The sequence below is a fragment of the Pseudoalteromonas sp. ASV78 genome (assembly GCF_047806705.1).
GTDB classification, from domain to species: Bacteria; Pseudomonadota; Gammaproteobacteria; order Enterobacterales; family Alteromonadaceae; genus Pseudoalteromonas; species Pseudoalteromonas prydzensis_A.
This window is the reverse complement of sequence record NZ_JBLOPA010000001.1, coordinates 877,111-891,261: the sequence shown is the minus strand read 5'-3', so window position 1 is coordinate 891,261 and position 14,151 is coordinate 877,111. Positions and strand designations below refer to the sequence as shown.

Here is a 14,151-nt window from a genome sequence, read left to right as displayed (position 1 = left end):
TAAAACAGTCAGAAAAAACGCGAGCCAAGGCTCGCGTTTTTTATTTAACACACATGGTTTAATTTACTTCGTTATATAACAGCTAATGAGCCCGTTTCGAAGTTAACTTGCTAACGCCGCTTTTACTTTATCGCGGTAACTACGGCTTACTTTTAGTTCTTGGCCGTTGTCTAACACTAATAAATATTCGCCACTGACTTGCGTCACTAACTTGCTTATTTGTTTAGTATTTACTATCGCACTGCGATGTACGCGCACAAATAATTGTGGATCAAGCTCTTGTTCTAGTTCTTTCATGGTTTTGCGAAGAATATGCGTTTGCCCATCTTGGCAATGTAAACACATATAATCACCAGCAGCATCAACCCATTGAATTGTCGCTACAGGCACACGGATTATTTCACCCTGCTCTTTCACCGCTAAAGATTCTGGGTAACGACGATCCGTTAAGGTATCGCCGGTGGCCAGTTTTTTCAAAATCTCTTCACAATTATTACCAGTAATTCCAGCGACAAAACTTGCCAATTTCTTTTTATGGGCGTTGTCTTGTTGCGTCTTCAAGTAGGTATGCACTTTCTCTACCGCCTGTTTTAGTCTGTTGTCATCGACTGGTTTAAGAATGTAGTCTAAAGCATGAATTTCAAATGCTTTGACTGCGAACTGATCAAATGCGGTTACGAATACAATAGCAGGTAATGCTCTGACACTTTCACTGAGTGCTCTGGCAACCTCAAATCCATTCATTCCTGGCATTTGAATATCTAAAAAAACTAAATCTATCTTCCCTGCTTGACATGCATCGATTGCCTCTTGACCAGAGTTACATAGTTTGATGACTTCGATATCATCAAACTCCTCCAATCTTACAGCTAGGCCTCTACGGGCTAATGGTTCATCATCGACAATCAGGGTCTTAATCTTGCTCATTTTTTCACAGCCTTCTCAAACGGAACGCGCAGATTCACTTTCAATCCACTTGGCGTATTATGTGATAACACAAACGAATAGTTATTTTCATACAAGGTTTTTAGCCGGTCTTTAGTATTTGCTACCCCAACCCCCTGTGAATTAACTAATTGGCCATTAAGTAATTCAGTACCAGGGCCATTATCGCCTACTTCCAGTAATAGTTCATTAGCAAAAACTTGTGCTTTAATATCAATCACTCCACCTTCACTAAGATGAGCTATCGCATATTTAATCGCATTTTCGATGATCGGTTGCAAAATCAAGCTTGGCACTAATGCATTTTTTGCTTCATCACTGACTTGTACATTCACTTGTAATCGTTCATCAAAGCGCACTCGCTCTATTTCAAGATAAAGCATAAGTGCATGTAACTCTTGCTCAAGTGGCACTTTTTTTATCGGATCGGTATTGAGTGTATAGCGTAAAAAGTCACTCAGCTTTGACACCATTAAATTAGCATCTTTATTCTCTTTTACCAAAATCAACGTAGATATAGCATTCAAAGTATTAAATAAAAAATGAGGATTTAACTGATAACGCAACATTTTCAGTTGTGCTTCATGCGCCATGGTGGTTGCTTTAAGGGCCTTTTGCCGCTCACTTTGCAACAGTTGATAGTATTTAATACCGAAGTACAAACCGCTCCAACAAAGAATAATATAAACCGAATCTAAGCCCTGTTGCAGATAGTAAAACCACTCTGTAGGACGATAACCATGGCGATAAATTTCCCATAAATTAAACTTTTGGATCACCGCCCACAAAGTACCGGTAACATACGAAGCACTGAACACCACCAGCATTAAAATCCAAGGTGCTGCATTCCAAGCCTTGCGATACATATAGCGCAATGGCACCGTCATTAAACACCCGGCGTAAGCATTAAGCACAATGACAAATACGTAGATATCACGCATTTCAAATACTTTAGAGCCAATGTAGTTAACAAGTGCATAACCTATCCAACCGGCGATCTGTAACACCCAGAAAAACCGTTGGCGGTTATCAACTAAGGATTGCCAATTCAAAATAGTTACTTACCTCATTTATTTGTAATTATTATATAGCGTTAGGTAGGCAGGGATCACTACCGACTATCTCGCTTTTCACGAGCCTTACCGCAAACAACTGTTGGTGAAAACTTTATTTTAGTCACAAAAAAAGGAGCCATCGGCTCCTTTTCAATACTTATTTGTAAAAGCTTAAGCTGCCGCTAGGCCTTCTTTTGCTTTTGCAACAAGCGCTGCGAATGCAATTTGGTCATAAACAGCGATATCTGCAAGGATCTTACGATCGATTTCTACAGATGTCTTTTTAAGACCATTGATAAAACGGCTGTAAGACAGACCATTTTGACGTGAAGCAGCATTGATACGTGCAATCCATAATTGACGGAAAGTACGTTTCTTCGCACGACGGTCACGGTAAGCGTATTGACCCGCTTTAGTAACAGCCTGGAAAGCTACGCGGTAAACACGTGAACGTGCTCCGTAGTAACCTTTTGCTTGTTTTAAAACTTTTTTGTGACGTGCACGTGCGACAACGCCGCGTTTAACTCTTGCCATTTCTAAAAACCCCTATTAAGCGAATGGTAACATACGTGAAACTAGACCATGGTCGTTCTTATGAACCATCATCTTAGGACGTAGGTGTAACTTACGCTTAGAAGTTTTCTTAGTCAGAATGTGACGAAGATGCGCTTGTTTACGCTTGAAACCGCCAGAAGCAGTTTTCTTGAAACGCTTAGCCGCGCCTCTGTGACTTTTTAGCTTATAAGCCATTGCAATAACTCCAAATGTATTGCTTTAAAATTAGTAAGCAGGCGTGAGATATATTGCTATAGCTCCACTTTTAGGCCTAACTTACTGCCATAGTCCGGTGAAAACCCAACATAAATGCTGCAGTTTTACTTTAATACCGGTTAGCACAGGTGAATACTTTCATATTACTTGCTGACCTGAGCTAAATTCGGTGCGTATCTTAGCCTGTTTATTGCTTTTTAGCAACAGGCGCCATCATCATAACCATTTGACGGCCTTCAACACGATTTGGGAAAGACTCAACAACTGCAAGTTCTTCTAAATCGCCTTTGATACGGTTTAATAATTCGATACCAATTTCTTGGTGGGCCATTTCACGACCACGGAAGCGGATGGTAATCTTAGCTTTATCGCCACCTTCTAAGAACTTACGTAAGTTGCGAAGCTTAACCTGATAATCACCTTCATCCGTGCCAGGACGGAATTTGATTTCTTTTATCTGGATTTGCTTTTGCTTCTTCTTCTGCTCTTTTAGTTCTTTGCTTTTTTCAAAGATGAACTTACCGTAGTCCATGATTCTACAAACAGGCGGCTCAGCATTTGGGCTAATCTCTACTAGATCAACACCAGCGGCATCAGCCATAGTTTGCGCGTCTTTTAATGACTGAATTCCAGCTTGTTCGCCTTCAATGTCAATTAAGCGAACTTCTTGAGCTGTAATTTCTTCGTTAATACGATTTTTTTGGGCTGTTTGTTGCCCTTTCTTGCCGCCTCTAATAGTACGTTCCTCCAAGAATATCAAATAATAAGCGTGTAGTTAGCAATTAAATGTATGCCCTACACGCAGAGTTTTTATAGTCGATTTTTAATTTCATCGCTAATTTTAGCAACAAATTCATCAACATTAAATTTGCCCAAGTCTTCACCTGTGCGAGTACGTACTGCTACTTCTTGTTGTTCGACTTCTTTGTCACCAACAACCAGTAAATATGGGATACGTTTTAATGTATGTTCACGGATTTTAAAGCCAATCTTCTCATTTCTCAAGTCAGCAGCGGCTCTAATTCCAAGTTTATTTAATTTTTGTACAATTTCTTGCACATAATCTGCTTGTTTATCGGTGATATTCATAATCACCACTTGCTTAGGCGCAAGCCACGTTGGGAATAAACCGGCATACTCTTCGGTTAAGATACCAATAAAACGTTCAATCGAACCTAAAATTGCACGATGGATCATAACTGGTGTGCGGCGTTCGTTGTTTTCAGCAACATAAGTTGCCCCTAAACGCCCAGGTAATGCAAAATCTAGTTGCACTGTACCACACTGCCACGCTCTGTCTAAGCAATCGTACAAAGTAAATTCAATTTTTGGACCGTAGAAGGCACCTTCACCCGGTAAATAATCAAATTCGATGTTATTTGCTTTCAGTGCATCCGCAAGCGCAAGCTCTGCTTTATCCCACATTTCGTCTTCGCCAATACGTTGTTCAGGGCGAGTCGATAACTTAACAACGATTTTCTCAAAACCGAATGTTTCATAGGTATCATAGACCATTTGGATACAGGCTGATACTTCATCCATGATTTGCTCTTCAGTACAGAAGATATGCGCATCATCTTGCGTAAAGCCACGTACCCGCATTAAGCCATGGAGTGCACCAGATGGCTCATTACGATGACAACAACCAAACTCAGCCATACGCAGTGGTAAATCACGGTACGATTTTAAACCTTGATTAAAGATCTGGACGTGACCTGGGCAGTTCATTGGTTTGATTGCGTATTCACGCTTTTCAGACTCAGTGGTAAACATTGCGTCTGAATATTTTTCCCAGTGACCTGATTTTTCCCATAACGAGCGGTCCATCATCATTGGACCTTTAACTTCTTCGTACTGGTACTCACGGAGTTTTTCACGCACAAACTCTTCAAGTTCACGGTAAATGCTCCACCCATCATTGTGCCAAAACACCATGCCTGGCGCTTCTTCTTGCCAATGCCATAAATCAAGTGCTTTACCAATACGACGGTGATCGCGCTTTTCAGCTTCTTCTAAACGCTGTAAATAGGCTTTAAGTTGCTTTTTATCGCCCCATGCAGTGCCATAAATACGTTGCAACATTTTATTGTCTGAATCACCACGCCAATAGGCACCGGCCACTTTCATTATTTTGAAGTGTTGGCAAAAACGCATGTTCGGTACGTGTGGGCCACGACACATGTCGATGTATTCTTCGTGATGGTATAAGCCTGGACGATCATCTTTGCTGATGTTTTCATCAAGGATTTCAATTTTGTATGTTTCGCCACGTGCTGCAAAAGCATCGCGGGCTTGTTGCCAGCTTACGGTTTCCTTAACCACGTCGTAGTTTGTTTTAGCAAGCTGGAGCATACGCTTTTCAATGGCTTCTAAGTCATCTTGACTTAATGAATGTTCCATATCGATATCATAGTAAAAACCGTTATCGATAGTAGGACCAATTGCCATTTTTGCTTCAGGGAACAATTGCTTAACTGCATGACCAATCAAGTGAGCACATGAGTGACGAATAATTTCAAGGCCGTCATCATCTTTTGCGGTGATGATTTCAAGGCGAGAATCGTCTGTAATTAAGTCACAGGCATCAACACGGGTGCCATTAACACGACCGGCTATGGTTGCTTTGGCAAGGCCTGGGCCAATATCGTTGGCTACATCAAGAGTGCTTACTGGGTTTTCAAAACTACGCTGACTGCCGTCAGGGAGAGTAATAACTGGCATTATAAATCCTTACTACAGTGGTGACGCCTACAATGCATCACATGTATTTATTAAATTAAAATGAATAACTCGACAACGCTTTTACGAATAAGCATTGTTAATTTTAACCGTATTTGGTTAATGCGTTTGTTGAGTCTTAGCAAACACAAGCGGTTATTGTCGCGTTTGAAGCTACTAAATACAAGTATTTAGCCAGACAAATTGACAAATAACCGCCGCATTTCATACTTAATGCAATTTCAGCTGTTGGATCATCGAATGACCGCACTTAAAAGTATCCGTTTTGCCACCTTAAATTTACTTAATTATGCGGCGCCGCCTTATTCCTTTTATCAATTGCACGAACGCTACAATGCAACCCAATGGCGGCAAAAACAGCAGTTTATTATAGACTTCCTACGGCAAAGCCATGCTACCGTTGTCGCTTTCCAAGAAGTATTTAGCCCCAAGCAACTGGCTATTTTGTGCAAAGAGCAAGGCTATGACTATTTTGCAACCGTGGCCAGTCCGCGCAGTGACAACCTCTACCCACAGGTGCTATTTAATCCCGTGGTGGCGATTGCTGCAAAAATCCCTTTTCAAGCGTGCCACGAACTGACCCCTTGCCCTGAGTTACTCGAGTATTTAAATAATCAAAATGAATTTAAATTTAACCGCACACCAATTAAATGCCACTTTGATGTGCCAGGCTTTGGTGATTTAACCTGCTATGTGGTGCACTTTAAATCACAACGAGTGCATTCCATGGCGCACATGTTAAACATCCACAATCAAGACGATCCGTTACTTAATTTATTACAGCAAACGGTTGGCATGATGCAATCGCAAATCTCACGCTCACTGGAGGCTTCAATTGTCTATTATGATGCGCTAAAAACGCAGCGCGAGAAAAACTGTGCAACCTTAGTGATGGGCGATTTTAACGACAATATACAAAGCCCTGCATTATCATTTATGACCCAAGGTTTTCACCCTACTCGATGCGAACCTTGTTTAGAGCTTGAGCAACCGATTGTAGGATTAACTGATTCGTTTGAATTAAGTAGCGAATTTGCAAATGGTAAAATAAAACCAGCGACACATTACTACCAAGGTCGTGGCAATGTACTTGATTACATTTTAACCTCAGGGCACTTTAATACTGGCTGTGCATTATCACGGGTAAAATCGTTACACTATTTAAGTTTTGATAAGCACTTAAATCCAAACCAAATTGATGAAGATATCTGCGTAAGCGACCACAGTGGCATTGGAATTGAAATCGGTTTTTAAAATGCACTGTTTTTAAGGCGTTTAATTGATATAATGCTGCCCAAATTAGTTATTTAGAGAATGACAATGAGAACATGCGGTGTAGAAATTACCGGTAGTGATGTACTACTGTGTATTTTAACAAAAGATAAAGACGTATTTGATATACGCGATATTCGCCAAACTCGCTTTACCTTAGGTAATGGCAATGACACAGAAGTAATGCGTAAATTCCAATTTGATTTTGCAAAACTAATGCAAGATTATCAAATTGATTCGGTCGCTATTCGTCAACGTGCACCAAAAGGTAAATTTGCTGGCAGTGCAAATGGCTTTAAAATGGAAACCGCGATTCAATTAATTAAAGAACTCGATGTGCACTTATTCACAGTGACTGAGGTTAAAGAGCAATTAAAGCGTAATCCGATCCCTATCGATTTTGCAGAAACTGGGCTGAAAAAGTACCAAGAGAATGCATTTGTTAACGCCTATGTCTATTTAATGAAAAAAACTTACCGCAGTGAAGAGCTTTAATTTTTAATTAACCCGCTATCTACTACTAAGCGTGACGCTAGTGCGTATTGCAACCATGTTTGCATATACTGCTAGCGTTTTTTATTGCCTAAAATTCCTGCTTTTTATTGCTACATTGGTCGTATAGCACTTTCCTTTGTCGACAATCTGTGTTTTTCTAACTACGTAAACTCTCACAACATTGACACGGAGACCGTACATGCAAATAAGTAACAATAATACAACTGCAACCGATACGAATAAAACAGTCAAAGATGCACCAAATTTAACGCATAGCTACTATCAAGGAGTACAAAGCCCAGCATTGATCCATAAAACCATAGGGGATTACTTCGACTCCATTGTCGACAATAACCCAGACCATCCTGCAATTGTGCTACATCATCAAAACATTCGCTTAAGCTATAAAGAGTATCAACAGCAGATCAACCAATTGGCAATGGGATTACTGGCTTTAGGGGTAAAACCAGGCGATCGAGTTGGTATCTGGTCACCTAACAACCTTGAATGGTGCTTAACCCAATTTGCGACCGCTAAGATCGGGGCCATTATGGTGTGTATTAACCCGGCATACCGTCCCAATGAATTACACTATGCGCTTAACTCAGTACAGTGCTCCACCCTTATTACCGCCTCTAATTTTAAAGCCAGTAATTACCTTGTCATGCTAAACGAGTTACTGCCAGAGCTTGCAACAGCAACCCCTGGGCAGCTCAGTGCACAGAATTTGCCTGATTTGAAAAATATTATTCGTATCGGCGATCAACCCGCACCGGGAATGTTTAGTTTTAAACAGGTTATGGCAATGCCTAACGATGCAACACTGCAAACGCTCAATGCTATTGCAGCAACATTGCAACCAGAGCAAGATATCAATATCCAGTTTACTTCCGGCACCACAGGTAATCCAAAAGGGGCGACATTAACGCATAAAAACATTTTAAATAATGGCTTTTTAATGGCTAATGCAATGCGCTTAACTGCCGCAGATAAACTTTGTATCCCAGTGCCTTTGTATCACTGTTTTGGTATGGTGCTAGGAAACCTTGTGTGTATCAGTAAAGGTGCCACGGCGGTGTTTCCTGGTGAATCATTTGATCCGACCACTACTTTGCAGGTTGTTGAGCAAGAGCGCTGTACTGCACTGCATGGCGTGCCTACTATGTTTATTGCAGAACTGGAGCTAAAAGATTTTTCCCGTTTTGATTTATCAAGTTTACGCACCGGAATAATGGCAGGCTCGACATGCCCTGAGCAAGTGATGCGAAAAGTACACTCACTAATGCATATGCAAGAGATCGTGATTGGGTATGGTCAAACAGAATGCAGTCCTATTAATAATGTCACGGAAATTGATTCGCCCATCGAAAAACAAGTCACCACAGTTGGCCGCGCCCTCGCCCACACCGAAGTAAAAATTATTGATGAAGTGGGCAATATTCAAAAAATTGGCCTGCCAGGTGAAGTGTGTAGCCGAGGTGCGGGGATCATGCGCTGCTATTGGAATGACGAAGAAAAAACCGCCGCAACAATTGATAAAGATGGCTGGCTGCATTCGGGTGATCTGGGGGTGATGGATGAACAAGGATTTGTTGCCATTGTAGGAAGGATCAAAGATATGATTATTCGCGGTGGTGAGAATATCTATCCGCGAGAAATTGAAGAAGTACTCTACACTTATCCGGGCGTGCAAGACGCCGCTATTTTTGGTATTAATGATGAAAAATACGGTGAAGAAGTCTGTGCCTGGGTGCAACCCAAAGAAGATGCTGTATTAACCGAGCAAGAAATTCGTGCTTTCTTGAAAGATAAACTCGCCTATTTTAAAGTACCGAAACACATACGGTTTGTTGAGCAGTACCCGATGACAGTAACGGGCAAACTACAAAAATTTAAAATGCGTGAACAAATGCAAGCAGAAATAAAAGAAGCCGCGTTTTCTTAACTGTCCTAATTTGTAAAAAATTTTACGACTATCGAGAGGTTGAGCAGCCTGTGCTCAGCCTCATTTTATTTTAAGCACCTACATTTTACTCACCGGCGGGTTGCATGTGACTCGTTAAAAACAAAAATTGATAAGGGATCACTTTTTGCCAATAGTGCCAATCATGGGCCCCTGGGCGCTCAACATAATCATGGCGGATCCGCATTGCCAATAACGCTTTGTGAAGAGCACGATTTTGTTCAATAAAAAAATCATCGACCCCAATATCAAGCATAATAGCCAGGTCATCAGCAGTTTTTTTCCAACGCGTATTGCCCGCAGCCAGTTGATGTAAGTTGTTTATAATGGCAATGTCATACCATTTTTGCTTATGCGTTGCGTAATCACCTAATACCTGCGCAAGATCAAACTCAGCTGCAAATGGACGCACATCAACCCCTGCTGACATCGCACTCACAGCAACAAATGTATCTTGATGATTAATTGCAATATGTAATGCCCCAAAGCCACCCATCGACAGCCCCGTGATAGCTCTGCCTTGCTTTGCACGCCTGGTGGCATAATTACTATCAATAAAGTTAACCACATCTTTGGCAATATAAGTTTCGTACTGCGACTGTTTATTAATGTCTGAATCAAGATACCATGAGCCATAATTACCATCGGGATTGACAACAATCACGTTATATTGATCAGCAAGCTCTGCGATATTGGTCAACGTTGTCCAATCGGAATGGTCACCACTAAAACCGTGTAATACATAAATAACATTATATTTTTCTTTAGCGTTATAATGAGCTGGCAACACAATCGTAATGGGCTTCTCAATGCCAGTATTGTGACCTTTAAACGAACTGCTGATCACCTCATAGCTGGATGCTGAAAAACTACTAATACAAATACATAACAAAAAAACAATGTGTTTCATCTAAGCTCCAAGCGAGTTACTAACGCAGTTATTAAATAATACAAATAGCTCAGTTATAATTTCATTGTTTTTCATTAATGTAAACAACTGAATAAAAACCACTTATAACTTTTATAGTGTTATCAACTGAGTGCTATAAAGGCAATTTTTGCTGGCTAAAGCACTGCCAAATAGCGCTCACTATGTTATAGCGTAGGTCGATTTTTTGCCTATTAAGCGATTAAAATGTATCAATTATTTGAGCGGATGACCAAGCCGTTGCCAACCGATAAACCAAGCCCCTCTCAGCACGCTGTTCGCCTTTTGTCGCCATTACACCAAAGGCATAGAAGTGTCATTGTTTAGTTATGGGTTGGTTAGTTGATTGGTTAAGCGTCTATACCCCCTGACACATTATTTGTAGAGCAAAAATCTGAGCTGATAAAAATGGCGTGGTACTACTGGTTATTTTACCGCTGGTGGTATTTTTTTCATTCTGCCGTACTACACCAAGCACTATTGGGTAATACCCAATGGCTATTCGTTGACTTTTATCAAAATGAGTTTGCGGGTCGAATTGCCACCAAAGTAATGCAAACCTCACTGACCGTGTCTGAGTCGGTGATGAAATTACTCGATGTGTTAATGACAGGAAAAACCGCCATTGCTATTGCTCATCGCTTATCGCTTATCGCTTATCGCTTATCAACGATTGCGTAAATGAACAGACTCATAGTACTTGACGATGGAGGGATTGTAGAGCAAGGCAGTCACGAACAGCTCATAGCACAAGGCGGCATTTATGCGGCGCTATGGTCGCATCAAACCGGTGGCTTTATTGGTGTGGAGTAAATAAATTTCAACTACAAGGTACTCAGGCTCCACCTAGTGCCTTGTATTTTCTCACCTCTTACTTATATTTTGTTACAAGCCCCCAGCCTACCGACAATCTCTCGTTACCATTGTATTTCCCTCACCAACTAAACACTATTTTTATTGACTGATATTGTTTTAGTAACCGGAAATTTTAAGTCCCTACATTCATAATACAGCCATCTTTAGTCACTATAATAAAAACTAATCAAACGATTAGATAAATTAAATTAACATAAATTTCACGTAAAATTCACTTTAATTATTGCGCTTGCATTACTATTCGTGTTTAATTAATCGCGTGGTTAATTAATTTATAACCACGACTTAGGAATCGCGTAAGAGTATCAAAAGGAGAGGATTATGTTTTTAGGCTGTACAAAGGAATTGGCGGGTATATTGCAGTCAATAGAGCAACTAAAACTAGCCTTAAAAGAGCGCACATTTGATCTGTCTTTATTTCAAGAGGTCATGTCGTTTGCGGAGGCAGAAGGCCTGTATCTCGCGTTGATCAGTAAATCAGGCTATGAAATTAAATCTGAATTAGCCGTGTCATTTAACGAAGTAACTAAACAACAGCTGCTCGCTCACTTTATAACTCAAAAAACCACCAATATTTCAGTACTTAAACACTTTTGTAAGTGCCAAAACCCACTGGCTGATGTTAGCTTATATAATTTAGACAACCCTGACTCTGGCTTTTTGTCATTAATCAGCTTTAATAACAAACGCTCAAACCGAACGGCTCCTGCATCCTATTTAATTGAGTTAATATTACCCTACATCCACAAAGCCCATGTCGCTCGCTTTTGTGCTGAATCCTCAGATCTATGCCCACTTAGCACCCTCACCTGTCGAGAAAAAGAAGTGTTTGATTGGATAGCCTCTGGAAAAACAAATGTCGAAATCGGTTTAATACTCGGGATCAGTCCATTTACGGTAAAAAACCATGTTGCGAAAATTTTGGAAAAGCTAAATGCGCCAAACCGCTCCGCAGCAATGGCGCTTCGCAAAAACAGCTATGCATTATAGTCATTTTGCCTTTAAGCCACCTAGAGCAGGTGGCTTATTTTATAGATTAATGACGATACTGTACGCAGATCTGCACCGCTTCTGGGACGAGGAACACACCTGAAATTGCTTTTAAATCAGTATGCTGCCCTGCTGGTAAAGAAAATTCAAATTGATGCGCCAATTGCGTAAAAAGTGTATGAATAATATATTTACCTAAATGCTCGCCTAAACAACGACGTTGCCCTAATCCAAATGGAAACGACTTACCTAATTGCTTTTTGCTAAGCTCACCATTGTCATCTAAAAATCGTTCAGGCATAAAAGCATCGGGGTCTTGCCATAGCGTTTCATCACGCGTCAAACTGTAATTGTTAATCACTAAGGGCGTACCAGCTGCAATAAAATAACCATCTAACATGGTGTCTTTGCTGGTCGCATAGTTAGCCGCTGGCATTGAAGTAATTGAGCAATGTCTTAGCACTTCAGCAATAAAAGCTTGCGTATAAGGCAGCTGATTTTTATGACAATTTAATGGGACTTGCTGGCGCCCTACGACACGATCGAGCTCTGCATGCACTCGCGCCTGATAACGTGGAAAAGCCGCAAGGTACAATAGCGCCCAGCGCATCGCAAAAGCTCCTACACCTCCTCCTGCACCTGCTACTTGCGTCAAAGAGCCCACGACAACCTCTTTTTCGCCAATCGCTAGTTTCGCCTTTACTTCCTCATCAATATCGTTATTGGCGGCTAATAAATAATCGCATAAGTCTCGATATTCACCCGCAACATAACTCTCACTACGCTGCGCGACATTATGTGAAACATATTGATCTAAACCATTTAAATTACTAGTGAATTTATCAATTGCATCACCATATTGGGCAATATACGCGGGCTGTTCAGATACTGGCATTAACTCGCAACGCGTACTATTTATAAAGCCGTTTGGTAACCAACTTAAACTTTTTTCATCAAAAATACTTTTTTCAAATTCTCCAAACCGTTGATCAAACATTACTTTATGTAAAAAACTTGCTAATTTCAGCGATACTTCTCGATTAGGGTCAATCACCGTACCAGCTTGCTCCCGCCACACAGCAACTATATCGTCAATCTCAGTGGTCATCCATTGCTCGATTTGCTGCCAACGCTCTGCAAAATAGTCACGCATAGCAGCAGCAAACACGCGACGATGTAATTGCCATTGCTCACCCGCTTCTAATTCAAGAAAATGCTTTTGTGGTGCAATTTGCAAAATATTGAAATCGGCACGTGCATTAAAGACATCATTTTGATCCACTAGCGCTTCTTTAATATAACGATAACCATTTAATATCAGCAAGCGTCCTTTAGCTGTGTCTATGGCATAGATATCGCCATATTTTTTCGACAGTGACTCTATAATAAGATGAAAATCTTCTCCCCACATAAACCTTTGGCCGTCATCACTGGTTAGGCTAAAACTAGGAATTTCATGGCTTAACTCATTTATGTCAAAAGGGGTTTGTTGCTCAAGCACAACATTATCGGCGTGTTTCATAATTAAATTCCACTCACTAAAGTTGATAGTTCTGGTTGTTGGTTAAGTTGCTCTGCTTGGATAAACCAGCGGCAGGGGAACTTTTCGGTTATTTCGAAAATAATTTTGCCCTGCGAGTACACAAAATAAGTGCGATACAGTAATAATTCATCAGGCTCAATAACGAAGTGTTTAGCGGTTGTTGCTGCACGTTCAAAACCCCAGTGCTTTAAGGTTTTATAAGTTTCAATTTGAAACTTTTCCCACGCTTTGCCAATTGGCATACGAGTTTCTAGCAACGCTTGAGAAAAATCAGCTGCCATGTTGTGGTGATAAACTAAAGAGTCTGCGTACAGATAAGGCAATCCAGTCAAGGCACCATTTAAGGTAATAATGCGTCGCTGAGCACCTTTACCAATACATTGTGGTAAGTCGCTTTCAGCTAATTTTTCTAACTTTAATGGTTCACCAACAATACTTTCTATAAGTTGTGTTACCGTACCATCCGTCCCTAAAATTATTTTTTGCAGATAACTCAATTTACTAAGATTATAGCTATCCGGATCTAAATCTCGGGCGCGGTTATAGAGATGTTTTTTAGATAAGTTGATCATGA

The 14,151-nt window shown here is 40.6% G+C and carries 13 protein-coding genes and 2 pseudogenes; 6 read left to right on the top strand and 9 right to left on the bottom strand.

The window, feature by feature from the left end:
- Positions 1 to 102 precede the first annotated feature (102 nt).
- From ACMVDV_RS04035 to thrS, 6 genes are all read right to left on the bottom strand, one after another.
- Positions 103 to 927, bottom strand: coding sequence for a LytR/AlgR family response regulator transcription factor (locus tag ACMVDV_RS04035; protein WP_064666311.1), 825 nt, complete (start codon positions 925 to 927; stop codon positions 103 to 105).
- The gene (locus tag ACMVDV_RS04030) at positions 924 to 1,997 is read right to left on the bottom strand and encodes a sensor histidine kinase (RefSeq protein WP_304180782.1); all 1,074 of its coding nucleotides are present in this window, start codon (positions 1,995 to 1,997) and stop codon (positions 924 to 926) included. The genes ACMVDV_RS04035 and ACMVDV_RS04030 overlap by 4 nt, the downstream gene beginning before the upstream one ends.
- Before the next feature lie 174 nt (positions 1,998 to 2,171).
- A complete protein-coding gene (gene rplT / locus ACMVDV_RS04025; protein ID WP_416157272.1) occupies positions 2,172 to 2,534 on the bottom strand; it encodes a 50S ribosomal protein L20 in 363 nt (120 codons plus the stop codon).
- A gap of 15 nt (positions 2,535 to 2,549) precedes the next feature.
- Complete coding sequence (rpmI, locus tag ACMVDV_RS04020) at positions 2,550 to 2,750, bottom strand: 50S ribosomal protein L35 (protein WP_004587840.1); 201 nt, start codon at positions 2,748 to 2,750, stop codon at positions 2,550 to 2,552.
- 208 nt (positions 2,751 to 2,958) lie between these two features.
- Positions 2,959 to 3,522: a translation initiation factor IF-3 gene (infC, locus tag ACMVDV_RS04015; RefSeq protein ID WP_145233176.1), complete on the bottom strand. Its 564-nt coding sequence runs from the start codon at positions 3,520 to 3,522 to the stop codon at positions 2,959 to 2,961.
- A 59-nt stretch (positions 3,523 to 3,581) separates the two neighbouring features.
- Positions 3,582 to 5,492, bottom strand: a complete 1,911-nt coding sequence (gene thrS / locus ACMVDV_RS04010; protein WP_416157271.1) for a threonine--tRNA ligase — start codon at positions 5,490 to 5,492, stop codon at positions 3,582 to 3,584.
- 258 nt (positions 5,493 to 5,750) lie between these two features.
- Here thrS and ACMVDV_RS04005 point away from each other — a divergent pair, with 258 nt between their 5' ends.
- From ACMVDV_RS04005 to ACMVDV_RS03995, 3 genes are all read left to right on the top strand, one after another.
- Positions 5,751 to 6,764, top strand: coding sequence for an endonuclease/exonuclease/phosphatase family protein (locus ACMVDV_RS04005; RefSeq protein ID WP_416157270.1), 1,014 nt, complete (start codon positions 5,751 to 5,753; stop codon positions 6,762 to 6,764).
- Between the two features lie 66 nt (positions 6,765 to 6,830).
- Entirely contained in the window at positions 6,831 to 7,277 is a 447-nt protein-coding gene (locus ACMVDV_RS04000) for a DUF3010 family protein (protein WP_064666315.1), read from the top strand.
- Between the two features lie 199 nt (positions 7,278 to 7,476).
- Positions 7,477 to 9,222 (top strand): AMP-binding protein, encoded by a 1,746-nt coding sequence (locus ACMVDV_RS03995; protein ID WP_416157269.1) that lies wholly within the window; start codon positions 7,477 to 7,479, stop codon positions 9,220 to 9,222.
- 85 nt (positions 9,223 to 9,307) lie between these two features.
- Here the strand turns inward: ACMVDV_RS03995 and ACMVDV_RS03990 are convergent, their stop codons facing one another.
- The gene (locus ACMVDV_RS03990; protein ID WP_416157268.1) at positions 9,308 to 10,150 is read right to left on the bottom strand and encodes an alpha/beta hydrolase; all 843 of its coding nucleotides are present in this window, start codon (positions 10,148 to 10,150) and stop codon (positions 9,308 to 9,310) included.
- A gap of 225 nt (positions 10,151 to 10,375) precedes the next feature.
- Here ACMVDV_RS03990 and ACMVDV_RS03985 point away from each other — a divergent pair.
- The 3 genes and pseudogenes from ACMVDV_RS03985 to ACMVDV_RS03975 form a co-directional block, all read left to right on the top strand.
- Positions 10,376 to 10,777: pseudogene (locus ACMVDV_RS03985) on the top strand (ABC transporter ATP-binding protein); the annotation flags it as partial.
- Positions 10,763 to 10,981 (top strand): annotated as a pseudogene (locus ACMVDV_RS03980) (ABC transporter ATP-binding protein); the annotation flags it as partial. The pseudogenes ACMVDV_RS03985 and ACMVDV_RS03980, both read left to right, overlap by 15 nt.
- Before the next feature lie 384 nt (positions 10,982 to 11,365).
- On the top strand, positions 11,366 to 12,034 hold the full coding sequence (locus tag ACMVDV_RS03975; RefSeq protein ID WP_304184429.1) for a helix-turn-helix domain-containing protein: 669 nt from the start codon (positions 11,366 to 11,368) through the stop codon (positions 12,032 to 12,034).
- 46 nt (positions 12,035 to 12,080) lie between these two features.
- On the opposite strand, the gene ACMVDV_RS03970 is transcribed toward ACMVDV_RS03975, so the two are convergent.
- Entirely contained in the window at positions 12,081 to 13,556 is a 1,476-nt protein-coding gene (locus tag ACMVDV_RS03970) for a cytochrome P450 (RefSeq protein ID WP_416157267.1), read from the bottom strand.
- Positions 13,557 to 13,558: 2 nt separating this feature from the next.
- Positions 13,559 to 14,149 carry a chorismate--pyruvate lyase family protein gene (locus tag ACMVDV_RS03965; protein WP_304184426.1) on the bottom strand — a complete coding sequence of 197 codons (591 nt, stop codon included), beginning with the start codon at positions 14,147 to 14,149 and terminating at the stop codon, positions 13,559 to 13,561.
- Positions 14,150 to 14,151 lie beyond the last annotated feature (2 nt).

What these genes read in the sequence shown, in the direction of transcription:
- ACMVDV_RS04035 (WP_064666311.1), bottom strand. Translation starts at nt 927, where the DNA reads ATGAGCAAGATTAAGACCCTGATTGTCGATGATGAACCATTAGCCCGT.
- rplT (WP_416157272.1), bottom strand. Translation starts at nt 2,534, where the DNA reads ATGGCAAGAGTTAAACGCGGCGTTGTCGCACGTGCACGTCACAAAAAA.
- rpmI (WP_004587840.1), bottom strand. Translation starts at nt 2,750, where the DNA reads ATGGCTTATAAGCTAAAAAGTCACAGAGGCGCGGCTAAGCGTTTCAAG.
- thrS (WP_416157271.1), bottom strand. Translation starts at nt 5,492, where the DNA reads ATGCCAGTTATTACTCTCCCTGACGGCAGTCAGCGTAGTTTTGAAAAC.
- ACMVDV_RS04005 (WP_416157270.1), top strand. Translation starts at nt 5,751, where the DNA reads ATGACCGCACTTAAAAGTATCCGTTTTGCCACCTTAAATTTACTTAAT.
- ACMVDV_RS04000 (WP_064666315.1), top strand. Translation starts at nt 6,831, where the DNA reads ATGAGAACATGCGGTGTAGAAATTACCGGTAGTGATGTACTACTGTGT.
- ACMVDV_RS03995 (WP_416157269.1), top strand. Translation starts at nt 7,477, where the DNA reads ATGCAAATAAGTAACAATAATACAACTGCAACCGATACGAATAAAACA.
- ACMVDV_RS03990 (WP_416157268.1), bottom strand. Translation starts at nt 10,150, where the DNA reads ATGAAACACATTGTTTTTTTGTTATGTATTTGTATTAGTAGTTTTTCA.
- ACMVDV_RS03975 (WP_304184429.1), top strand. Translation starts at nt 11,366, where the DNA reads ATGTTTTTAGGCTGTACAAAGGAATTGGCGGGTATATTGCAGTCAATA.
- ACMVDV_RS03970 (WP_416157267.1), bottom strand. Translation starts at nt 13,556, where the DNA reads ATGAAACACGCCGATAATGTTGTGCTTGAGCAACAAACCCCTTTTGAC.
- ACMVDV_RS03965 (WP_304184426.1), bottom strand. Translation starts at nt 14,149, where the DNA reads ATGATCAACTTATCTAAAAAACATCTCTATAACCGCGCCCGAGATTTA.